The following is a 22137-nucleotide window of genomic DNA, read 5'->3' on the forward strand; positions in this document are numbered from 1 at the left end:
GGCGGCCGCAAGCGTCATTACGGATATTCTCCCGCCAACGCACCGAACAGGATGACGGCCGCCGTGGAGGCCGCGCCACCCCGCGCAAGCTGTTCGGCCAGCTCGGCAATGGTGGTGCGGACCAGCCGTTCGTCGGAACGGCCAAGGGATTCGGCAAGCAGTGCCGGTGTGCCTGGGGCGAGGCCATGTTCGATCAATTTTGCCGCAAGCGCGGGAAAGGTGCGGCGGCCCATATAGACGACGGTGGTTGCTTCTGGATCGGCCAGCGCCGCCCAATTCAGGTTCTGCGGAAGGTCGCCGGTGACATCGGCCCCGGTCACGAACTGCACCCGGCGCGAGGTGTGGCGCCGGGTCAGAGGAATACCAGCTTGCGCGGCCGCAACGCAGGCCGAGGTGACGCCGGGAATGATCTCGTAGCCGATGCCGGCGTCGCGCAGCGTCTCGAGCTCCTCCTCAAGCCGGCCGAAAATGCCGGCATCGCCCGACTTCAGGCGCACGACACGTGACCCGGTCGCGGCATAGTCGACCAACAGGCGGTTGACATGGTGCTGCTTGGTCGAGGGCCGGCCCGCCCGCTTCCCCACCGCGACGAGATTGGCGCCGGGTCGGGCCAGATCGAGAATCGCGCCGGATGCGAGATCGTCATAGAGAACGACATCGGCCTCGCGCAGCCGCGCGGCGCCTTTGAGCGTGAGAAGCTCGGGGTCGCCGGGACCGGCGGAGATGAAGGAGACGAACCCGCTCACCGGTCCTCCGCGATCAGGTGAAAGAACGTGCCGGTGGCATGGCCGCGCCGCGAGCCGGTCTCGGCGATGACCGCACCGGTTGCGTCATGCACGACCGCGAGTGGCGTATCCGGCTGCGCCACGATGGTCGAATAATGGAACTCGTGACCGCGCAGGCGCGCACCGGCGTCGTGCCCCGGCATCGGCGCGGCCAGCTCGGCCAGACGATAGCCGAGATGCATGCGGCGTTTGGCAAAGCTCGTCTCCAAGCCGAGCAGGCCCGCCATCTCATGGCGGACGCCGTCGGCAGCGGTGAGGCCTGTGCCTAGCACCATATAGCCTCCGCATTCGCCATGCACCGGTCGCGTCTCGGCGAAGGTGCGCAAGCCATCGCGAAAGCGGGTATTGGCTGCAAGCGTTCCGGCGTGAAGCTCGGGATAACCGCCGGGCAACCAGCAGACATTGGCATTCGGATCGGGCGTTTCGTCGGCGAGCGGCGAGAACGTCGATATCTCGGCGCCGGCGGCGTGCCACCCCTCCAGCATGTGCGGATAGACGAATGAGAACGCGGCATCGCGCGCCAAAGCAATACGCTGACCGGGCGGCATCACGTTGAGGCCGTTTCCCGCCGGTCGCGGCGACCACGCGGCGGCCGATCGCAGCACGGCATCGATGTCGACATGGGCGCTGACGAAGCGCGCGGCTTCATCGATCAAGCTGCCGATCTCGGCCTGCTCCTCGGCCTGCACCAGGCCGAGATGCCGCTTCGGCAGGCTGATCTCGGCATGGCGCGGCAGCGCGCCGAACACGGCAATGCCGGCATCGGCAAGCGCGCGCCGCACGAGGTCTTCGTGGCGCGCGCTGGCGACACGGTTGAGCACGATGCCGGCAAGCTGCACGCCCGCGCGATAGTCGCGCAAGCCGGCAGCGATGGCCGCCGCCGTCTGCGCCTGTCCGGATGGATCTATCACCAGCAGCACCGGCCAGCCCAGCATCTCCGCGATATCGGCAGTCGCACCGGTGCCGCAGACGCCGCGCGCAGCGACTCCGTCGAACAGGCCCATCGACCCCTCGGCGAGCACGATATCGGCGTCCGCACCGCGACCGACGAGATGCACGATGGTCGCGCGGTCCATGGCCCAGCTGTCGATGTTGACGGACGCGCGACCCGTCGCTGCGGCATGGAACGCAGGATCGATATAATCCGGCCCGCTCTTGAAGCACTGCACTTGCAATCCGCGACTGCGCCAGGCGCGCGCGAGCGCCAGGGTCAACGTCGTCTTGCCGATGCCGGAGGCCGGCGCGGAGATGACGAGACCCGCGGGCATCACGACGCCTCCGGAAAGCGCGGCTCGGCGCCGACCGGTCGATAGCGGCGGTCATACTCGGCGGCATAGAGGCGGCTCTCGGCAAAATCCGCCGAGCCCAGAGTCTTGCCGACAAGGATGAGAGCGGTACGTTCGAGCTCGGCCCCGACGGCAGCATCGAGCGTCGCCAGCGTGGCGCGGACGATGCGCTGATCCGGCCAGCTCGCGCGCCAGACGATGGCGACCGGGCAATCCGCGCCGTAGTGCGGGGTAAGCTCGGCGACGACCTTGTCGAGCAGATGGATCGACAGGTGGATGGCGAGCACTGCGCCGGTTGCGGCAAAGGCGGCGAGCTTCTCGCCCTCGGGCATCGCGCTGGCGCGGCCCGGCGTACGTGTCAGCACCACGCTCTGCGCGAGGCCCGGCAATGTCAGTTCGGCTTCGAGCGCCGCCGCAGCAGCCGAGAAGGCCGGCACGCCCGGCGTCACGGTGTAGGGAATGCCGAGCGCGCGCAGGCGGCGGAGCTGTTCGCCCATTGCCGACCAGATCGAGAGATCGCCGGAATGCAGCCGCGCAACGTCTTTGCCGCCGGCATGCGCAGCGGCGATCTCTGCGACGATCTCATCGAGCGAGAGCGGCGCCGTATTGACGATCCGCGCACCCGGCGGGCAATGCGCCAGCACGCCTTCGGGCACCAGCGAGCCGGCATAGAGGCAAACCGGACAAGCCGCAATCAGGTCGCGCCCGCGCAACGTCAGCAAATCGGGCGCGCCCGGCCCTGCGCCGATGAAATGCACCGTCATTCGCCGTCTCCTTCCGCGATCGCCGCAGTCGCGGTTCGATCCCGCGAGACCGCCCGCGTCGCAATCAGTCGCGCCCGAGGTCCGGCTGCCGCAAGCGCCGCAGCCTCGGCGACCGATCCCGTGCCGAACTTTTCGATGATGCGTTTTGACTGGGTAGACGTGTCGACATCAGCCAATACATCGGCGGGAACGGCCTTGATCGGCACACCGCATTCCTGCGCAAGCTGCTTCAGTGCCTCCGTGCCTGCCTTCTCGATGACCGTCGCCACCGCCGCAAGCCCGGCGAGACCGCCGGCGGCAACGAGCGCCTCGCGCAGCGAGTCCAGCGTAACGTCCTGCTTGAACCCGAAGCCGGCGACCCTCATCGAACCGCGCTCCATTGCACCACCGGACGCGCCGTCTCCCAGGAACGATATCGACCGAGTGGGCCGGCATGGGCGATCTCGACCCGCATCAGCTCGCCGCCATGGCGCTGATGCAGCTCGCCGAGCAGTGCTTCCGTCTCGATCGTGACCGCATGCGCGACCAGTCGCGTGCCCTGCGCGAGACGCGACCAGACAGCATCGAACATCTCGGTATCAATTCCACCACCGATGAAGACGGCATCTGGCACCTCCAGCGCAGCCAGGGCTTCCGGCGCCGTCCCTGCAATCACGGCGATCCGATGCGCCAGTCCCAACGCCGCTGCGTTGCTGCGGATGTTCGCCGCACGATCCTCGCGCGCCTCGATGGCGACCGCGGTTCCGCCGCACAGCGCCCATTCGATCGAAATCGAGCCCGAACCGGCGCCGATGTCCCACAGCCTCTCCCCGGCGCGCGGCGCCAGCGCCGAGAGCGCCAGCGCGCGCACCGGCCGCTTGGTGATCTGGCCGTCATGGACAAAAAGATCATCCGCAACACCGGAGCTGCGGGGAATGCCCTGCGCTCCTGTCGCTTCCAATGCAACCGCAATGAGGTTTCCGGCTAGACCGCCCGCAAAGCTGTCGGCGCGATGCTTTGCGATGCTTTCACGCGGCCCGCCGAGCGCGGCGAGAGTCCAGAATACCGTGGTGCCCCATTCGCGCTCGCTCAGCCATCTTGCCAGATCACCGGCCGCCTTGCCGTCACGCACGAGGCAAATGATCCGCGCGTCACGCGCCAGATGCGGCATGAGCCGCTCGAATGGCGCAGCATGAAGGCCGAGGCAGACGACGGATTCAAGCCGCCAGCCCAGCCGCGCGGCCGCGAGCGAGAAGGTCGACGGCGCCGAATGCGCAATCCAGTCGCCGGCCTCGAGCTTCTCGGCGAGGCTTGCGCCGGCGCCGTGCCAGAACGGATCGCCGGAGGCGAGCACTACGGTCGGGCGGCCGCGGCAGCTCAGCACGACCTCCGCGTCGAACGGCACCGGCCATGGACGGCCGCGCCTACCAACGTCTGCGAGCGCAAGATGACGCTCACCGCCGAAGACGGTTTCTGCATCGGCAAGCGCCTTTCGGCTTGCCTCGGATAGCCCCGCAAGGCCATCTTCGCCGATACCGATGATAGTCAACCAGGGATCAGCCATGACGCGCGCCCTCATTCTGGGCGGAACAGCCGATGCGAGCCTGCTCGCAGCGGAGATCGCGCGCGCGGGCATCGCGGCCGTCTATTCCTATGGCGGCCGCACCCGCGCGCCGGCCGACCAGCCGCTGCCGACCCGCATCGGCGGCTTCGGCGGCGTCAGCGGGCTTGCCGATTACATCCGCCGTGAAGGCGTCACACATGTGATCGATGCGACGCATCCCTTTGCCGCCGAGATGAGCCGCAACGCGGTGGAGGCGTGCAAGGCCACTAGAACGCCGCTGATCGCGCTCGAGCGCGCGCCCTGGAACAAGATGCATGGCGACCACTGGATCGAGGTCGCTGAAGTCAACGCTGCGGTCTCCGCGCTTCCGGAGAGCCCGGCGAAGGTCTTCCTCGCCATCGGCCGCCAGCACATCGCGCCGTTCGCGGCAAAGCCGCAGCACGCCTACACGCTCCGTTTCGTCGATCCGCCCGAAGCGCCCCTGCCCTTCGCGGCGGATGTGATCGTGTCGCGCGGACCGTTCACACTCGAGGCCGAATTGACGATGATGCAGGCGCGTGGCATTGCGCGGATTGTCGCCCGCAATTCCGGCGGCGACGGCGCGCGCGCCAAGATCGACGCCGCCCGTGAACTCGGCCTGCCCGTGGTCATGATCTCGCGGCCAGAGCTGCCCGAACGACGACGGGTGGAAAGCGCGGCCGAGGTGATGTACTGGCTTGGTCATCGGTCCTGCCTCGGCGCGTAGATCCAGCGGCCAACGCGGCGCGTCTGCGAATTGGCCACGATCACGAGCGTGCGCATGTCGGCCATCTCGGGCCGGGCTTGGTTTAGCGTGACGGTTTCGATCCGCTCGTCGGGCGCGCTGACCGCACGTGCAAAGACTACGAGGCGCTCGCCGCAACCGGCGTCCTTCAACAGCGCAAGCGCACGGCCAAAACCCTCGGGCCGGCTCACCGAGCGCGGATTGTACATCGCGATGGCAAAATCGGCTTCCGCGGCGAGCCGCAGCCGCTTCTCGATCACAGCCCACGGCTTGAGATTGTCGGAGAGATTGATCGCACAGAAGTCATGGCCGAGCGGTGCCCCGGCGCGCGCGGCCGCCGCAAGCATCGCCGTGATGCCGGGCAGCACGCGGATCGGAAGCTCCCGCCATTGCGGTGCCTGTTCGAGCGCCTCGAATACGGCGGACGCCATCGCGAATACGCCAGGGTCCCCCGAGGACACGACGACAACCTGCCCGCCTTCGGCAGCCAGCCGCAAGGCCTCGCGTGCGCGCTGCAACTCCTCGCGGTTGTCGGACGGATGCAGGGTGAGACCAGATCGCGGCGGCACGCGCGCGACGTAGGGCGCATAACCTAGAATGTCGGTTGCGGCTGCAAGCGCGACGGAGACCTCGGGCGTCACCAGCGCGTCGCTGCCCGGGCCAAGGCCCGCGATGGTCAGCGTGCCCGTCATTCGGCGGCGTCCAGATGCCGACCCTTGCCGTGCACGAGCACAATTGCGAAATAGGGACAATCGGCGGCATCGATGTCGGCGAGCCGGGCGACACGCTCGCCCGCCATGGTACCGCGCTCGACCAGCCAGGCATCGCCCAGCCTTCCGGCGGCAGCAAGTGCGCGCCGCACCTTCTGGAGATTGCGGCCAGTCTTCATAATGATCAGCGATTCGGAATCCCGCATCCGCCGTTCGAGTTCGGCCTCCGCCAGCGTCCCCATCAGCACCATCATCACGTCATCGCCCAGCGCGACCGGCTGACCCACGGCGTTCCAGCAGCCAACCATGCCGGGAATGCCCGCAATCACCTCGATCTCGACGCGGCCTTGCAGGCGCGAGTGCAGATGCATGAAGGAGCCGTAAAAATAGGGATCGCCCTCGCAGAGCACGACGACATCGACCGCGCGCGCGAGCCGTGCCAGCCGCTCCGCCCATTCGTCGTAGAAGCCGGCAAGCAGGCGGACATATTCGGGACTGTCGAAGGCGATCTCCGTGGTGACCGGATACTCCATCGGATATTCGGTCACGTCGCTCGCGAGCGTGCCCTCGACGATACGGCGCGCCTGGCCGGGCCGGCTCTTCTTGCGAAAATAGGCGACGTGTTTTGCGGCGCGCACGGTCCGGTCCGCGCGCACGCTCATCAGGTCGGGATCGCCGGGGCCAAGACCGCAGCAGATGATGCGTCCCATCGCTATTCGCTCCGGCTCGCCAGCGCGTTGACGGCGGCGACGGTGATCGCGGAGCCGCCGAGACGGCCCTCGACGGTCAGCGCCGGCACCGGCGGATCGGCCATCAGTGCCGCCTTGGATTCGGCGGCGCCGACGAAGCCGACGGGGCAACCGATGATCGCCGCCGGCCGAGGGCAGCTGCGGTCTTCCAGCATGTTGAGGAGATGAAACAGCGCGGTCGGCGCATTGCCGATGGCAACGATCGCGCCGTCGAGATGCGGCCGCCACAACTCCAGCGCCGCCGCCGAGCGCGTGTTGCGGATGGATTGCGCGAGCGCAGGAACGGCCGGATCGCCGAGCGTGCAGATGACGGCGTTACCGGCCGGCAATCTTGCGCGCGTGATTCCTTCCGAGACCATGCGCGCGTCGCACAGGATCGGTGCGCCTCTCTGCAACGCCGCGCGCGCAGCGGTTACCATGCCGGGCGTGAAACGGATATGCGTCTCCAGCCCAACCAGGCCGGCGGCGTGGATCATCCGCACCACCACCTGCTCCTCATCCGGCGTGAAGCGTGCCAGATCCGCCTCGGCCCGGATGGTCGCGAAAGACTGCCGGTAGATCGCCGCGCCATCGGTCTCGTAGACGTACGGCATCAGTGCCCTCCCATCAGGATGGAGGGATCGCTGACGATGTCGGCGCCGTTCAAGCCACGCAGCACCGGCTGATCGCGCGTCGAGCCGTCGCGGACGAGATCGAAGCCGGCGCTGGTCGCAACCAGCGTCACTGCCGAGGCACCGGAACGGGCACAGCCTTTGGCGCAACCGGAAACGTGAAGCCGCGTATCGGCGGCAATGCGCGGCGCAAGTGCGGCCGCCAGCGCGCGCGCATCGGCATGCGCCTCGCGGCAGCGCGGAGCGCCGCTACAGGCGATGACGCGCAGCGCGGGATCGTAGGGCTCCGTGATGAGGCCTGCCGTGCTCGGCATCTCGCGCTTGCCCTCGCTCAGAACCATCCGCCATGGCGTCATGCGCAGCGCATGTCCGGATCCGGCGAATTGACGGAGCGTCGAGTGCAGCATCTGCCCGAACGCGACCCCAACCATTACGCCTTGCGGATAATGCCCGGGCTGTAACGCAGCCATCACGGGGGCAGGCTCGGTCTCACCGCGCAAGGCCACGGGCAATGCTACACCGGCCGCGATGTGGGCGGCCATGCGCCCCCGCCCGGCTTTGGCACCACCGGAGACGATGAACCAGTTTGCGAGCGCAAGCGCCGTGCTCACTGCCGCTCCGCGTGCGACCGATCGGCCGAGCGTCGCGCCATCGGCCCGCACCAGCAGCCGGCCGCCACGATCGCGTTCGATGCGAACGTCGGCGGAATCGCCGGCCAGCACGCGCGACTTCCCGTCGTCTATGGCGAAGCCGAATTTGGTGGGCAGCGCGAGTGCGCTGTCGGCGAGCGCTTCTTCAAGCTCTGCGGCGAGCGACTGCGTCTCATCACTGGGGCTCCAGAACGGCGTCACCAGGATGTTGCGCCGGGCTTCGGTGTCGGCGTCGTGGTCGAGCACCCCCAGCGACGCGAGTCCCTCGAGCACTAGCCGATGCCCCTGTTCGTCGACGCCCCTAATCTGGAGGTTCGCGCGACTCGTCACGTCAACGAGGCCGTTGCCGACGCGTTCAGCAAGGTCAGCAAGTCCGGCAACCTGTGCTGCTTCAAGACGCCCACCGAAAGGACGCACCCGGACCACGAGCCCATCGCCCGATTGCATCGGCCGCAGCGCACCGGGACACCAGCCCTTGACCGAAAACGCGCTCATGACGCCTCCCGCAACGAAGCCGCGATCGAATTACGGCGCGTTCGCCAGAGTGAAGCCTCGTGCAAGCGCGTGAAGCAGGTCTGCATCGCGGCCAGAGCCGCCGGATTTTCCTGCGCCATAAAGGCGCGGACGCCGTCGTCGCCGAGCGTGGCATCGTAGTAGAGATCGAACAGATGCGGCGGCACGGCTCCGGCCAGATGCGCGAACGCGGCCATATGCACGAGCGTCGCCGTGATCTCGGCAGCGCCGCGAAAACCGTGGCGCATCATGCCGGCGATCCAGGCCGGATTGGCGGCGCGCGCGCGAACCACGCGCGAGATTTCTTCGGTCAGGGTGCGCGCATGCAGCTCGTCGGGACGAGTCGCATCGAGATGATAGAGCGACGGCGTAGCCGCGCCGAGCCTCGCGGCGGCGGCCGCAACACCTGCTTCGTGAGCAGCATAGTCGGCGGCGAGCAGAAGATCCGTTTCCGGCAAGTCCTGAACGTGGACGAAAGCGTCGGCAGATGCGAGCCGCGATTCGATGCCGGCGCGATCCGGCTTGATCGCGCCGTCGGCGGAGAACGCCCAGGACGATGCCGACAGCCAGGCTTCGCCCGCCGCCTCGCGGCTATCAGACGTGAAAACGTCCGGGATCGACGACAGACCGACGCCATATTGTCCGGGGCGCGGCGCGAACACGCGGGATGCGCGATGGCGATAAGGATTTTCGTCGCCCTCGTCCTCGCGCGCCGAGAGCGCCTCGGCGGCGGCTTCAAACAATTGCGCCAGTTCTGCAAAAACATCGCGGAACAGGCCCGACACACGCAGCGTGACGTCGATGCGGGGGCGGCCGAGCTCAGCCGGCGCGATGATGTCGTAGCCGGTCACGCGGCCGGACGCATGATCCCAGCGCGGCGCGACGCCGGCCAGATGCAGCGCCATCGCAAACTCTTCGCCCGCCGTGCGCATCGTTGCCGAGCCCCAGAGGTCAACTACGAGTCCTTTCGGCCAGTCGCCATGATCCTGCAAGTGACGGCGGAGCAGCTCTTCCGCGAGCTTGATGCCTTGCGCATGCGCCGACGGCGTCGGCACCGCGCGCGGATCGACCGCAAAGAGATTGCGCCCGGTCGGCAGCACCTCCTGGCGCCCGCGATAGGGTGAGCCCGACGGTCCCGGCGCAACACGCCTGCCCGCGAGTGCCGCACTCAGCGCGTCCCGCTCGGCATCGCCGCAGGCGCCGCGGCCGAATACGTGCAAACCGTCGCCGAACTGACTTTCCTTGAGATCGCAGACGAAACGATCGATCCGTGGGATGGCTTCCGCCGGTGCGGCCGACGCATCGAGGCCGAGATCGTCTTCCAATCCGGCCACACGAGCTTCGTCGCGAATCGCAGCGATCAGTCGCTGGCGGCGGGCGGGATCCAGACCATCGGCGGTCGAATATTCGTCGAGGAGTTGTTCGAGCCGGCGCAGACCATCCGGCACAGCGGACGCGGCAAGCGGCGGCGGCAGATGGCCGATCGTCACCGCGCCCGTGCGCCGCTTGGCCTGTGCGGCCTCGCCGGGATCGTTGACGATGAAGGGATAGATGATTGGCAGATCGCCGATCAGGGCTTCCGGCCAGCAGCTTGATGACAGCGCCACGGATTTTCCGGGCAGCCATTCCAGCGTGCCGTGCGCGCCCATGTGCACGGCGGCGTCGATGCCCTGCGCGCGGAGCCAGAGATAGAAGGCGACATAGGCGTGGCGCGGCGTGCGCGCTAGATCGTGATAGTCGGCACCGCGGGTAGTCGCGTCACCGCGCTCGGGCTGGACTGCGATGATCGACTTGCCGCAAATGATCGCGGCGAAGTGGAACGCGTCATCGCGGCAGCTCGGATCATCTTCCGGTGCGCCCCAGGCACGCGCGAGATCATCCTGCAAATCCTGTGGGAGACGCGAGAGAGCCGCGCGATAGTCGGCGACGTTCCAGGTCAATAGCCGGTTCAGCAGGGTCTCGCCGAGCGCTTGTATCGGCACGAGGTCGTAGCCGGCGCCAGCCAGGTCCGACAGCAATGCCTCGACCGAGGCGAGCGCATCCAGACCAACCGCATGCGCGATCTGGTGCGGGCGTCCCGGATAGTTCGAGAGCACGATCGCCAGCCGCTTGTCGCTTGTCCGCTTCTCCGCAAGCCGCTGCCAGGCCGCGACGCGCGCGGCGACGGCCTTCACCCGCTCTTCATCCGCGCGATGCGCAAGGTGCGAGAATTGCAGATCGGGATCGCGCATCGCGGCCGACTTGAAGCTCACCACGCCCGTGAACAGGCGACCATCGACCTCGGGCAGCACCACATGCATCGCAAGATCGCCGGGCGACAGGCCGCGTAGCGATCCCTCCCAGTCCTCGCGCCGCGCCGTCGAGAGTGCGACCTGAAACACCGGGCATGGAACGGCATCGAACGGCGTCGTGCCGTCATTCCCCATTGCCGAGAAGGCCGTCGCATTGACGATCGCGGCGGCGGGATCTTGTGCGAGATGAGTTCGCAACCAATCCGCGACGCCCGCAGCCTTCAGCGAGGTGACGAACACGCCGTAGGCGTCAAAGCCCTCGCCGCGCAGCGCCGCGATCAAGGCATCGATCGGACCTGTATCCGCCGCGGTGAGATACGAGCGATAGAAGGTCACCACCGCGCGTGGCTTGCCCTCGCTGGCCATCGGCGCCGCAATGACACCGCGCGCTGGATCATAAAAACCCATATCGGGAACGGTGATCTCGCCGACGACCGGCCCGGCATAGAGGCCGGACGCCAGCCCAAGCTGCGCGATCGCAGCTTGGGCTGCGACCGGGCCGCCGGTGTCGCAGAGCACTTTCAGCCGGCGCAGCGTCGAGACCGGCAGGGTCGAGTAGGCGTCTAACCGCGCGTCGTCGCGGCCGTCGGCCGGCAGTACGGCCAGCACGATGTTGCGCTCCTTCGCCAGCTGATGCAGGGCCGCGAGCCCATAGGACCAGTAGGACAAGCCGCCGATCAAGCGCACCAGAATGCCGCGCGCCTGCGAGAGCGTGCGCTCGATATAGGTGTCGACCGACAGCGGATGGCGCAGCTCCGCAAGGTTCGCCAGCCGCAGCGACGGCAGGCTGTCACGGCCGCGCCGCCAGCCGGACGCGAACGCAGCAAGATCAGAGTCCGAAAACGAGAGCACCACGAGATCGGCCGGGTTCTGGCCGATGTCCCTTGGCGTCGCGGTCTCCTCGAGACCGCGGCTCTCGCGGAAGACGACGTGCATCAGATGCCAGATCCTGAAAAACCAAATCCCGCCTTGATCGCGGCCTCGTCGATATCGCCATGCTCGCCGATCACGACGAGTTTTGACTGCCGCGCGCCCGCTCCCCAGGGCTTGTCGAACTGGTGCCGCACCCGCTCGCCGACCGCCTGGAGCAGCAAGCGCATCGGCTTGCCCGCCACTGCGATATAGCCCTTGGCGCGCAGCACATTCTGCTCTCGTGCGAGACGCTGGACCGACGCGACCAGCGCGTCGATATCCGTGACCTCCGGAAGATCGATCACCACGGAGGCAAAATCGTCGTGCTCGTGCTCTTCCTCTCCGTCATGATGGGAGGGACGCGCCGCGAGATCATTCTCCGCAGCAGCGCCGAGACCGAGGATGAGGCGCGCGTCGATGGCGCCGTCGGTGACCGCCAGCATCGGCACGCTGCGCGACATCTCGGCCGTGATGGCAGCCCTGGCCGCTTCTAGTCCCGCCGCGCCGGCCAGGTCGGCCTTGGTCAGCAGCACGATGTCGGCGCAGGCGATCTGATCCTCGAACACTTCCGACAGCGGCGTCTCGTGATCGAGATTCGCGTCCGCCGCGCGCTGCGCTTCGACCGCGTACGGGTTCGGCGCGAAACGGCCGGCGGCGACAGCCTCGGCATCGGCGAGCGCGATCACGCCGTCGACGGTGATGCGCGAGCGGATCTGTGGCCAATCGAACGCCTTGAGCAGCGGCTTGGGCAGCGCCAGGCCCGAGGTCTCGATCAGGATGTGGTCGGGCCGCACCGGCCGCGCCAGCAACCGCTCCATGGTCGGAATGAAATCATCGGCGACGGTGCAGCAGATGCAACCGTTGGCAAGTTCGATGATGTTCTCTTCCGGGCAGCTGGCATCGGCGCAGGATTTCAAAATGTCGCCATCGACGCCGACACTGCCGAACTCGTTGACGAGCACCGCGAGCTTCTTGCCGTTGGCATTGGCAAGCAGATGCTGGATCAGCGTCGTCTTGCCGGAGCCGAGAAAACCCGTGACGACGGTGACCGGGACTTTTGCAAGCGAATTCATTCGGCGGGCTCCGGCAGGGCGGCGATGGGAGGAATGCGGGCAAGCGATTGCTTGCGGAAGATTTCGGGCCGGCTGCGCCAGGGCACGATGCCATCGGGCGCGCTGGCATAGGCCGCGGCGCCCGCAATCACGTCGCACGCATGGGCTTCCGACAGCCGGCCGTAGACATAGGACCAGCGGCCCGGCGCGCTGAGCGCGACCGAGCAACCCTGGCTACAGGCCGACAGGCATTCGACGGGAACAACGATAACGCCATCGGGCACGCCGGCATCGAGAATCGCGCCGTGCAGGCGCTTGCCCGGCGCGACCTCGCCCTCGCCAAGCGTCTGGCCGGCACGGCAGGTGATACAGACGTGAAGTGTGACGGTCATCGCCTCTTCCAGGATAAACAGCGGGAGGCGATGAGGCGCGCGAACCATTCTTGCGAAGGCCCGCTTCCCCGTCGCGGAACACCCCGTCCGCCGGTCCAAAACTTCCGCGCTGGCAGGTCTCCCGGCTTGCGGAGCAGGGCTTTCGCCCTTCGATCCCCGCCTTCCCGATCCCCGCGGGGGTCAGTGGCTTTGGGCATCTCTCCGGTCACGGTCGCGGGGGCGGCTGCATTTTGGACCCAAATCTTGCTGATTCGGACCCTATCGCATTCCCTCTTCGCCTGTCGTAGGACAGGAACCAACACCGGCCCACCATTTGCCCACGGCCGCCACTTGTCAAGCCGAAGGACCCTGTCCGATGACGCCTGAACCGGATACCCGAACGGTCGAGGAAACCGACGCCCGCCACGCCGCGAAAATGGCCAAGAAGAAGATCGCCCGCGACAAGATCATGGCGACCAAGAGCGGCGAAAAGGGCCTCATCATCGTCCACACCGGCGCCGGCAAGGGCAAGTCGTCCTCCGCCTTTGGCATGATCGTGCGCTGCGTCGCCCACGGCTTTCCTTGCGCGGTCGTGCAATTCATCAAGGGCGCATGGGACACTGGCGAGCGGCGCCTGCTCACCGGCCATTTCGGCGATCTCTGCCAGTTCCATGCGATGGGCGAAGGCTTCACCTGGGAGACGCAGGACCGCGCGCGCGACATCGCCGCTGCGCGTGCCGGCTGGGAGAAGGCCAGGGAGCTTATTCTCGATTCCAGCTTGCGCATGGTCGTGCTCGACGAGATCAACATCGCGCTGCGCTACGACTATCTCGACATCGCTGAGGTCGTCGAGTTCCTGACAAAGCACAAGCCGCCGATGACGCATGTCGTCCTCACCGGCCGCAACGCCAAGGACGAATTGATCGAGATCGCCGACCTCGTCACCGAGATGACGCTGGTCAAGCATCCGTTCCGCTCCGGCATCAAGGCGCAAGCCGGCGTCGAGTTCTGAGACCTCGCGATGGCGCGCGCATTGATGATCCAGGGGGCCGGCTCGGACGTGGGCAAGTCGCTCATCGTCGCCGGCCTTGCACGTGCCTTCACACGCCGCGGCCTGCGCGTGCTCCCGTTCAAGCCGCAGAACATGTCGAACAATGCCGCCGTCACCGTTGACGGCGGCGAGATCGGCCGCGCCCAGGCACTCCAGGCGCTCGCCGCCGGCACCGAACCGCACACCGACATGAACCCGGTGCTGCTCAAGCCCGAGACCGATGTCGGCGCGCAGGTGATCGTGCAGGGAAAACGCGTCGCAACCGTGCGGGCGCGTGAGTATGCGGCGATGAAGCCACAGCTGATGGGCGCGGTGCTGGAGAGCTTTGAGCGGCTGAAGGCACGCGCCGATCTCGTGCTGGTCGAAGGCGCCGGCAGCGCGGCCGAGGTCAATCTGCGCAAGGCCGATATCGCCAATATGGGATTTGCGCGCAAGGCCGATGTGCCGGTCGTGCTGGTCGGCGACATCGATCGCGGCGGCGTCATCGCACAACTCGTCGGCATCAAGACGGTGATCGATCCGGATGATGCCGCGATGATCCGGGGTTTCGTCATCAACAAGTTCCGCGGTGATCCCACGCTGTTCGACGACGGCTACAGGTTGATCGAAGAAAAGACTGCTTGGCGCGGTTTCGGCGTGCTGCCCTGGTTTGCCCGCGCCGGCGAGCTTCCGGCCGAAGATGCGCTGGGCCTAAGCGATGCGCGAAAGCCGGGTCAATGCAAGATCGCCTGTCTTGCGTTGTCGCGCATCGCCAACTTCGACGATCTGGATCCACTCAAGCTCGAGCCTGGCGTCGATCTCATGATGGTGCGTCCGGGCGAAGCAATCCCCGGCGATGTGCATCTCGTCATCATCCCCGGCTCCAAATCGACGCGCGGCGATCTCGCTTTCCTGCGCGCGCAAGGCTGGGACATCGATCTCGTGGCCCATCACCGCAGAGGCGGCCATGTGCTCGGCCTCTGCGGCGGCTATCAGATGCTCGGACGCAGCGTCGCCGACCCCGACGGGATTGAAGGACCGGCCGGCGAAACGCCGGGTCTTGGACTTTTGGATGTGACGACAGAGATGAGCGCGCAGAAGACGCTGACGCGTGTCTCGGCCGTGCACGCGGCCACGGATCTACCGATCCAGGCCTACGAAATCCACATCGGCCAGACCGATGGGCCCGATCGCGCCCGCCACTTCGCGCGGCTCGACGGCGCGCCGGAAGGCGCGATCTCTGCCGATGGACGCGTGCAGGGCAGCTATCTGCACGGCCTCTTCACTTCGGACGATTTTCGCAAGGCATATCTCGCAAGGCTCGACATTCCCGCCGGCGACGAGCCGTATCACGCCAGGATCGAAAGCGCGCTCGATGCGCTCGCCGATCACATCGAAACCCATCTCGATGTTGAAGGCTTGCTCGCGTTAGCGCGCTAAGCGTTCAGCGCGAAAGAACCTCGGCGAGACGTGCCCATTCGACTTCGCTGCCCGGCAGCCCTAGGCGCAGCCATGTCGGTTGCTGCGCGAAGACGCGGGACCAGATCCGACCACGCGCAAGTTTTTCCTGCGCGGCGGGCGCGTCGGCCGTCTCGTAGAGACGAAACAGGGGCGTGCCGCCAGCGAGCCGCCAGCCCTGCGATTGCGCCATGGCGTCGAGTCTCAGACTATCGCGCGCGAGGCGCGCTGAGGTTGCTCTGGCCCAATCGTCATCGCGCAACGCTCGGCGACCAATCGCAATCGCCGCTCCCGATATTGGCCAGGGGCCAGACATCGCCGCGAGTCTCGCAATGTCGGCCGCATTGCCAAGCGCAAAGCCGAGCCGCAGGCCGGCGAGTCCGTAGAATTTTCCAAAGGAGCGCAGGATCAACAGCTCTGCCCGCTCCGCTTCCGAAGCCAGCGACAAATGCGGAACGGCGTCGGCAAAGCTCTCGTCAATCACGAGGCGGCCGACGCACGGCAGCAGCGCCAGCAGATCCTTCGGTGGATGGCACCGGCCATCGGGATTGTTGGGATTGACGACAATGGCGAGGTCCGCGCCCGCAAGCGCGTCGAGCTCGCTGACCTGTTCGACCTCCCAGCCCGCGACGGACAGGACCGCAGCATACTCGTTATAGGTCGGCGCGAGAATGCGCGCCCGGCCGTGCGGCGCAAGCTGCGGCAATAATTGTATAGCGGCCTGCGCGCCGCTCATCGCAATGATCGGCGCGCTCGTGCCATACGCGTGCTGCGCGGCCTGATGCAGAGTTTCGATCTCGGACCGCGACGGCAACGCATTCCAATGATGCGCGTCGATCTCGCCCACCGGATAAGGCAGCCGGTTGATCCCGGTCGAGAGGTCGATCCAGTCCTCCGCGCGGCCGCCAAACCGCAGCCGGGCCTGATCGAGATTTCCGCCGTGCTCACGCATGTCCTGTTCTTTCACGCGAACGCCAGGATCGCAAGAACGCCGGCGAGCAGCAGCATGGCGCGGCGGTAGACTGCCAGGGCATCAGTGATGTCGGCGGCGAGCGGATCGCGCGCGCCTTCGTTCAGCCAGGGCTCGTTGGTAGTGCTGTCGTGATAAATGCGGGGGCCGCTCAGTCGCACGCCAAGCGCGCCGGCCATCGCCGCTTCCGGCCAGCCGGCGTTGGGCGAGCGATGGCGGCGCGCATCGCGCGTCATGCACGACAGCGCCTCCGCTCGCCGCGGCGCCAGCAGCACGAAGAGAAATCCGGTCAGCCGCGCCGGAACGAAATTGGCGACATCGTCGATCCGCGCAGCCGCCCAGCCGAAGGTCTCGTGCCGTTCGGTGCGATGGCCGATCATGGAATCCAGCGTGTTGATCGCCTTGTAGCCGAGAATCCCGGGCAGGCCGAACAGGGCGCCCCAGAACACCGGCGCCACGATGCCGTCGGAGGCGTTTTCCGCGAGGCTCTCGATCGCCGCGCGCGCGATGCCGGCATCATCGAGCGCAGCAGGATCGCGGCCGACAATGCGCGCAACCGCCTCGCGCGCGCCGGCGATGTCGCCGGCCTGCAAGGGTTTCGCGACGGCGGCGACATGGTCATGGAGCGAGCGCAACGCGACCAACGGCCAGGCCAGCACGCCGACCAGCGCGATCTGCATCCAGCCAAACGACAGCGCGGATTGAAGCGTCCAGCCAAGCGCAACCGCCAGCGCGATCGCGACGAGCGCGCCAGCGACACCCGCCGCGCGGCGCAGCGCCGGCGGATCGGAAGGCCGATTCCAGGCAGCGTCGACGGCGGCGATCAGCCGGCCGAGCCAGGTCACGGGATGGCCGATCCGCGCGAACAGCCACGACGGCCAGCCCACCAGGGCATCCACCGCCATCGCCACCACCATCGCACCCGCAAAGCCCACGTACGTCCCCCCGTCTCGCTCCGTCCCTGTTGCGCAAAGCCCCGGCCCAGCGCAAGCCCCTGTACGCCTGATTTCGGCTTTGTCTTTGCGCGCATTTGGTGATTAGTGCTGGCCGACAGGAGACCTTCATGGCCGTCATCTTGATCACAGGCGGAGCGCGATCAGGCAAGAGCAAGCGTGCCGAAGCGCGCGCCCGCGCCTTTCCCGGACGACCCGTCTATGTCGCGACGGCCGAGGCGCTCGATGCGGAGATGGAAGAGCGCATCGCAACGCATCGCGCGCGGCGCGGAACCGATTGGATCGAGCGCGAGGTGCCGCTCAATCTCGCGCAGGCGCTGGTCGCGACCGATGGCGGCGGCGCAAGGCTCGTCGACTGCCTGACGCTGTGGCTTTCCAACCTGCTCCACGCGGAGCGCGACTGGGAGCGCGAAGTCACAGAGCTTGCCGGCGCCCTACCCCGCTTCAAGAGCCCCGTCGTCTTCGTCACCAACGAGGTTGGTCTCGGCATCGTGCCCGACAACGCGCTGGCGCGCAGCTTCCGCGACGCTGCCGGGATCATGAACCAGATCATCGCTGATGTCGCCGACGAGGTCGAGTTCGTCGTCGCGGGCCTGCCGATGAGACTGAAATGATGCCCCACGCCGAATTTCTGAAAGACGTCATCGCAGATCTCAGGATCGCGGTGTCGTTCGTCACGATCCTGCCGGTGGGTTCATCGAAGCCCGCCGGTGACGGTGCCGTCACGCGCGCGACCTGGGCGCTGCCGGTCGCCGGGCTGCTGGTTGGCCTTTTGGGCGCTGCGGTCTATGCGGTGGCGACCAAGTTGGGATTGACGCCGGGTCCATCCGCCCTGCTCGCACTGTCCGCGACCGCGCTCATCACCGGCGCGCTGCACGAGGATGGATTTGCCGACACCGCGGACGGGCTCGGCGGCGGCCGGACGCGTGAGCGCAAGCTCGAGATCATGCGCGACAGCCGGATCGGCACTTATGGCGTCTGTGCGCTGATCCTGTCGTTCAGCCTGCGCTGGAGTGCGCTGGCGGCCATCGCAGACCCGTGGCTGGTCGCACTTGCGCTGTGCGCTGCGCACGCCGCGGCCCGCGCAGGCCTGCCGGCGTTCATGTCGCTGGTGCCCCCGGCGCGGCCCGACGGGCTGTCCGCGAGCGCCGGATCGCCCCCGGGGCGCAGCGTGGCCGTCGCCTTCGCTCTCGGAACCCTTTGTCTTGCCCTTGCGCTCGGACCGGGAAAGGCGCTGGTTGCCATGATCGTGCTGTCGCTCGCCGGACTGATCCTGGCGCGGCTTGTCGTGCGGCAGATTGGCGGACAGACCGGCGACATCCTTGGCGCGTTCGAACAGTCAGGTGAGATCCTGATCCTGCTGGTGGCAGCGGCCTTTCAGATGGGACGATGACCTCATGGTCGAGTTCGACGATATCTTTCGCCGGCAATTGCGCGAACTTTTCGTGTGGCGACGCGACGTGCGCCGTTTTCGTAGCGATCCGCTGCCGGAGGGAGCCATCGATCGCCTGATCGAGACGGCTTGCCTCTCGCCGTCGGTCGGCCTGAGCCAGCCTTGGCGCTTCGTCACCGTCGACGAGTCGGCACGGCGCCGCGATGTGATCGACGACTTCAAGGCCTGCAACGCCGACGCCCTGAATACCTACGCCGGCGAGCGCGCAGCGCGCTATGCCACACTGAAGCTCTCGGGCCTCGAACAGGCCCCGGGACACCTCGCCGTCTTCTCCGACAAGACCAGCGATATCGGCCACGGCCTCGGCCGCGCAACGATGCCCGAGACGACGGAATATTCCGTGGTCGCCGCGATCACCGCAATGTGGCTCGCCGCCCGCGCCGATGGCATCGGGCTCGGCTGGGTATCCATCCTCAGTCCGGATCGCATCCACGCCATTCTCGACGTGCCGGCATCCTGGAAATTCGTCGCCTATCTCTGCATCGGCTATCCGGAGGCGGAGTGCGATCAACCCGAGCTCGAGAAGGCAAAATGGGAACACCGGCGGGGAGCAGACGAATTCACGCTGCGGCGTTAACGCGACGCGAGGGCTTCCTCCTCACGGCCGAACCGTTCAACGAGAAAATCGATAAAGAGCCTCACTTTCACCGAAAGATGCCGCGTCGGTGGATAGACCGCATAGAGCGCCAGCGGCGGCGCGGAATAATCCTCCAGCACCGTGCGCAGCTCGCCTCTCCTCAAGGCATCGGCGGCGATGAATTCGGGAAGCAGCGCGACGCCCCTGCCCTTGATCGCGACGTCGCGCAGCACCTCGGCATTGTTGACGCAGAGCGACCAGGCCGGCTGGATCCAGTGGTCGCCGTCCGCGCCGGTGAGCTTCCACTGGTTGCCGGTGAGCAGGAAACCGTAAGTCAGCGATACATGGTTGCGCAAATCCTGCGGATGCCTCGGCGTGCCGTGACGCGCCAGATAATCCGACGAGGCGCAGATCCTGCGCGCGACAGGCACGATCTTCCGCGCGATCAAGCTCGATGACTCCAGCTCCGCAATCCGCAATGTCACGTCGAAGCCGTCCTGGACGGGATCGAGCAGGTCGTCGCTCAGCACGAGCTGGAGCTGAAGCTCCGGGTAACGCGCCATGAAGTCGGCGAGCACCGGCCCGAGCCGCAGGGTCCCGAACGACATCGGCGCGTTGACGCGCAACAGGCCCCGCGGCGCCGACTGGGCTTGCGTCACTGCCTGATCGGCGGCCTCGATCTCCGAGAGGATCACGACGGCGCGCTCGAAATATTGCTGGCCGTTCTCGGTCGGGCTCGCGTGGCGGGTGGTCCGGTTCAAGAGCTGCACGCCGAGGCTCTCCTCGAGGTCGGCGATGTATTTGCTGATGGCGGAGCGCGAGAGCCGCAACTGGCGGCCCGCCTCGGCAAAGCTGCCGCTTTCGACCACCTTCACGAAGGCGTGGAGGCTGGCGACCTTATCCAAAGGTCCAGCCCCGCAATTGGTTCCAAATCGTAGACATAGCCGTCATATTTGCATGGATTGTCTCCGATCCAAACCGGGACGATATTTCCGGCCAGAGCAAGACTGCTCCACGAGCTTTGGAGAACAACAAATGTCTGGACTGCACCACGTCACCGCGATTGCCGGCGATCCCATCAGGAATTTCGGCTTCTACACCCGAGACCTCGGCCTGCGCTTCGTCAAGAAGACGGTCAATTTCGACGACCCCGGCACCTACCATTTCTATTATGGCGATGAGACCGGCCGGCCCGGCACCATCCTGACCTTCTTCCCTTGGGCCGGCGCGCCTGCGGGGCGCCGCGGCGTCGGCGAGACCCATCAGACCGCCTTCCGGGTGCCGCAGCGCTCGCTCGGCTACTGGACGCAGCGCTTCACCGAGAAGTGCATCCGTTGCGAAGCGCTGGAGAAGCGGTTCGGGGAGTCCGTGCTGCCGTTTAGCGATCCCGATGGCATGGCGCTGGCGCTGGTCGGCGTCCCCGGTGCCGAGAGCGAGCCGGGCTGGAGCAATGGCGAGGTGCCGGCCGAGCATGCGATCCGCGGCTTCCATGGCGTGACGCTGCTGCTTGACAGCGCGACGAAGACGGCTGCCGTCCTCACCGACGTGTTCGGCTTAGAGCAAACCGCGCGCGAAGGTTCGGTGATCCGCTTCAAGGCGCCCGGTGACGTCGAGGGCAGCGTCGTTGATATTTACGAGGCCAAGGGCTTCTTGCGTGGCCATCAGGGCGGCGGCTCCGTGCACCATATCGCTTTCCGGGCGGCTGACGATGCCGAGCAAGGCAGGATGGCCCAGAGGCTCGTCTCCAATCACGGCCTGCATCCGACCGAGCAGCGCGACCGCAACTACTTCCGCTCGATCTACTTCCGCGAGCCCGGCGGCGTGCTGTTCGAGATCGCGACCGACATCCCCGGCTTCGTCGTCGACGAACCCGTTGCGACGCTGGGCCGCGACCTGAAGCTGCCGGGCTTCCTCGAACAGCAACGCAAGCAGATCGAGGACGTCCTGCCGAGCCTGGAAGAGAGCGTGTCATGACCGAGAGTGCATTCATCCATTGCTTCGAGCCCGCGAACAGCGCGGGCTCGACCCCGCTCCTGCTGCTGCACGGCACCGGCGGCGACGAGAACGACCTCGTTGGGCTCGGCAAGATGATCTCGCCCGGCTCGGCCCTGCTCTCGCCGCGCGGCCGCGTGCTCGAGCACGGCATGCCGCGCTTCTTCCGCCGTCTCACCGAGGGCGTGTTCGACGAGGAGGATGTGCGTCGCCGCGCGCTTGAACTCAGCGACTTCGTTGCAGACGCCCGGCAACGTTACGGCATCGCTGCGCCGGTCGCAGTCGGCTTCTCCAACGGCGCCAATATCGCGGCTGCGCTGCTGCTGCTGAAGCCGGACTTGCTGTCCGGTGCGATCCTGCTGCGCGCGATGGTGCCCCTGTCCGATCAGCCCAAGGCCGCACTCGACGGTAAGCCGGTTCTGCTGCTGTCCGGACAGGCCGACCCGATCGTGCCGGCGAGCAATTCGTCACGGCTGGCGGCCCTGCTGTCGGCGGCTGGAGCCAGCGTGAGCCACAAGGTCCTGCCGGCGGGGCACCAACTGTCGCAAGCAGACGTGACGCTGTCCCGCGGCTGGATCGGCGCCATTACCGCGGAAGCGGCCTAACTACTTTCCGGCGCAAAATTCGGCGGCCTTGTGAGGCAGCCAGAATCGCTTGGTGTGGCGAAAACTGCAAGGTCGAACGGATTGGCGTTGACTTGAAGC

At 66.9% G+C, this 22137-nt stretch carries 23 protein-coding genes and 1 riboswitch; of the genes, 8 read left to right on the forward strand and 15 right to left on the reverse strand.

What is annotated here, in order from left to right:
- Nucleotides 1–17 precede the first annotated feature (17 nt).
- The 5 genes from cobA to cbiE are packed head-to-tail and all read right to left on the reverse strand — an operon-like array spanning nt 18 to nt 4378.
- Nucleotides 18–746, reverse strand: coding sequence for a uroporphyrinogen-III C-methyltransferase (cobA, locus tag IVA82_RS18590; protein WP_247390320.1), 729 nt, complete (start codon nt 744–746; stop codon nt 18–20).
- On the reverse strand, nt 743–2053 hold the full coding sequence (locus IVA82_RS18595; RefSeq protein WP_247390323.1) for a cobyrinate a,c-diamide synthase: 1311 nt from the start codon (nt 2051–2053) through the stop codon (nt 743–745). Before IVA82_RS18595 ends, cobA begins: the two co-directional genes overlap by 4 nt.
- Entirely contained in the window at nt 2053–2835 is a 783-nt protein-coding gene (gene cobM / locus IVA82_RS18600; RefSeq protein ID WP_247390325.1) for a precorrin-4 C(11)-methyltransferase, read from the reverse strand. Before cobM ends, IVA82_RS18595 begins: the two co-directional genes overlap by 1 nt.
- Nucleotides 2832–3200: a cobalamin biosynthesis protein gene (locus IVA82_RS18605; protein ID WP_247390328.1), complete on the reverse strand. Its 369-nt coding sequence runs from the start codon at nt 3198–3200 to the stop codon at nt 2832–2834. Before IVA82_RS18605 ends, cobM begins: the two co-directional genes overlap by 4 nt.
- Entirely contained in the window at nt 3197–4378 is a 1182-nt protein-coding gene (gene cbiE, locus IVA82_RS18610) for a precorrin-6y C5,15-methyltransferase (decarboxylating) subunit CbiE (protein WP_247390330.1), read from the reverse strand. Before cbiE ends, IVA82_RS18605 begins: the two co-directional genes overlap by 4 nt.
- Between cbiE and IVA82_RS18615 the strand changes: the two genes are divergently transcribed.
- Nucleotides 4377–5123, forward strand: a complete 747-nt coding sequence (locus tag IVA82_RS18615) for a cobalt-precorrin-6A reductase (RefSeq protein WP_247390332.1) — start codon at nt 4377–4379, stop codon at nt 5121–5123. The two genes, cbiE and IVA82_RS18615, sit on opposite strands and share 2 nt — an antisense overlap.
- On the opposite strand, the gene cobJ is transcribed toward IVA82_RS18615, so the two are convergent.
- The 7 genes from cobJ to IVA82_RS18650 are packed head-to-tail and all read right to left on the reverse strand — an operon-like array spanning nt 5099 to nt 13021.
- Nucleotides 5099–5833: a precorrin-3B C(17)-methyltransferase gene (cobJ, locus tag IVA82_RS18620; RefSeq protein ID WP_247390335.1), complete on the reverse strand. Its 735-nt coding sequence runs from the start codon at nt 5831–5833 to the stop codon at nt 5099–5101. The two genes, IVA82_RS18615 and cobJ, sit on opposite strands and share 25 nt — an antisense overlap.
- Entirely contained in the window at nt 5830–6561 is a 732-nt protein-coding gene (locus IVA82_RS18625; RefSeq protein WP_247390337.1) for a precorrin-2 C(20)-methyltransferase, read from the reverse strand. Before IVA82_RS18625 ends, cobJ begins: the two co-directional genes overlap by 4 nt.
- Before the next feature lie 2 nt (nt 6562–6563).
- On the reverse strand, nt 6564–7193 hold the full coding sequence (locus IVA82_RS18630; RefSeq protein ID WP_247390346.1) for a precorrin-8X methylmutase: 630 nt from the start codon (nt 7191–7193) through the stop codon (nt 6564–6566).
- Nucleotides 7193–8356 carry a precorrin-3B synthase gene (cobG, locus tag IVA82_RS18635; RefSeq protein ID WP_247390348.1) on the reverse strand — a complete coding sequence of 388 codons (1164 nt, stop codon included), beginning with the start codon at nt 8354–8356 and terminating at the stop codon, nt 7193–7195. The genes IVA82_RS18630 and cobG overlap by 1 nt, the downstream gene beginning before the upstream one ends.
- Nucleotides 8353–11601: a cobaltochelatase subunit CobN gene (gene cobN, locus IVA82_RS18640; RefSeq protein WP_247390349.1), complete on the reverse strand. Its 3249-nt coding sequence runs from the start codon at nt 11599–11601 to the stop codon at nt 8353–8355. The genes cobG and cobN overlap by 4 nt, the downstream gene beginning before the upstream one ends.
- Nucleotides 11601–12650, reverse strand: coding sequence for a cobalamin biosynthesis protein CobW (gene cobW, locus IVA82_RS18645; protein ID WP_247390350.1), 1050 nt, complete (start codon nt 12648–12650; stop codon nt 11601–11603). The genes cobN and cobW overlap by 1 nt, the downstream gene beginning before the upstream one ends.
- Nucleotides 12647–13021 (reverse strand): DUF1636 domain-containing protein, encoded by a 375-nt coding sequence (locus IVA82_RS18650; RefSeq protein ID WP_247390351.1) that lies wholly within the window; start codon nt 13019–13021, stop codon nt 12647–12649. Before IVA82_RS18650 ends, cobW begins: the two co-directional genes overlap by 4 nt.
- Before the next feature lie 93 nt (nt 13022–13114).
- Nucleotides 13115–13336, reverse strand: a riboswitch (cobalamin riboswitch).
- 40 nt (nt 13337–13376) lie between these two features.
- Between IVA82_RS18650 and cobO the strand changes: the two genes are divergently transcribed.
- Both cobO and IVA82_RS18660 read left to right on the forward strand, forming a co-directional pair.
- The gene (cobO, locus tag IVA82_RS18655) at nt 13377–14012 is read left to right on the forward strand and encodes a cob(I)yrinic acid a,c-diamide adenosyltransferase (protein WP_247390353.1); all 636 of its coding nucleotides are present in this window, start codon (nt 13377–13379) and stop codon (nt 14010–14012) included.
- Nucleotides 14013–14021: 9 nt separating this feature from the next.
- Nucleotides 14022–15470, forward strand: a complete 1449-nt coding sequence (locus IVA82_RS18660; RefSeq protein ID WP_247390355.1) for a cobyric acid synthase — start codon at nt 14022–14024, stop codon at nt 15468–15470.
- A 4-nt stretch (nt 15471–15474) separates the two neighbouring features.
- Here the strand turns inward: IVA82_RS18660 and cobD are convergent, their stop codons facing one another.
- Nucleotides 15475–16440 (reverse strand): threonine-phosphate decarboxylase CobD, encoded by a 966-nt coding sequence (cobD, locus tag IVA82_RS18665; protein ID WP_247390357.1) that lies wholly within the window; start codon nt 16438–16440, stop codon nt 15475–15477.
- A gap of 11 nt (nt 16441–16451) precedes the next feature.
- Nucleotides 16452–17393, reverse strand: a complete 942-nt coding sequence (cbiB, locus tag IVA82_RS18670) for an adenosylcobinamide-phosphate synthase CbiB (protein WP_247390359.1) — start codon at nt 17391–17393, stop codon at nt 16452–16454.
- Between the two features lie 128 nt (nt 17394–17521).
- Between cbiB and cobU the strand changes: the two genes are divergently transcribed.
- The 3 genes from cobU to bluB are packed head-to-tail and all read left to right on the forward strand — an operon-like array spanning nt 17522 to nt 19441.
- Nucleotides 17522–18025, forward strand: coding sequence for a bifunctional adenosylcobinamide kinase/adenosylcobinamide-phosphate guanylyltransferase (cobU, locus tag IVA82_RS18675; RefSeq protein ID WP_247390361.1), 504 nt, complete (start codon nt 17522–17524; stop codon nt 18023–18025).
- A complete protein-coding gene (cobS, locus tag IVA82_RS18680; RefSeq protein ID WP_247390370.1) occupies nt 18022–18804 on the forward strand; it encodes an adenosylcobinamide-GDP ribazoletransferase in 783 nt (260 codons plus the stop codon). The genes cobU and cobS overlap by 4 nt, the downstream gene beginning before the upstream one ends.
- Nucleotides 18805–18808: 4 nt before the next feature.
- A complete protein-coding gene (gene bluB, locus IVA82_RS18685; protein ID WP_247390372.1) occupies nt 18809–19441 on the forward strand; it encodes a 5,6-dimethylbenzimidazole synthase in 633 nt (210 codons plus the stop codon).
- On the opposite strand, the gene IVA82_RS18690 is transcribed toward bluB, so the two are convergent.
- The gene (locus IVA82_RS18690) at nt 19438–20346 is read right to left on the reverse strand and encodes a LysR family transcriptional regulator (RefSeq protein ID WP_247390374.1); all 909 of its coding nucleotides are present in this window, start codon (nt 20344–20346) and stop codon (nt 19438–19440) included. The genes bluB and IVA82_RS18690 overlap by 4 nt on opposite strands.
- A 130-nt stretch (nt 20347–20476) precedes the next feature.
- On the opposite strand from IVA82_RS18690, the gene IVA82_RS18695 reads away from it, so the two are divergent.
- Together IVA82_RS18695 and IVA82_RS18700 are read left to right on the forward strand one after the other, a co-directional pair.
- Nucleotides 20477–21415: a ring-cleaving dioxygenase gene (locus tag IVA82_RS18695; protein ID WP_247390376.1), complete on the forward strand. Its 939-nt coding sequence runs from the start codon at nt 20477–20479 to the stop codon at nt 21413–21415.
- The gene (locus tag IVA82_RS18700) at nt 21412–22038 is read left to right on the forward strand and encodes an alpha/beta hydrolase (protein ID WP_247390378.1); all 627 of its coding nucleotides are present in this window, start codon (nt 21412–21414) and stop codon (nt 22036–22038) included. Before IVA82_RS18695 ends, IVA82_RS18700 begins: the two co-directional genes overlap by 4 nt.
- Nucleotides 22039–22137 lie beyond the last annotated feature (99 nt).

The organism is Bradyrhizobium sp. 142 (assembly GCF_023074015.1).
Taxonomy (GTDB): domain Bacteria; phylum Pseudomonadota; class Alphaproteobacteria; order Rhizobiales; family Xanthobacteraceae; genus Bradyrhizobium.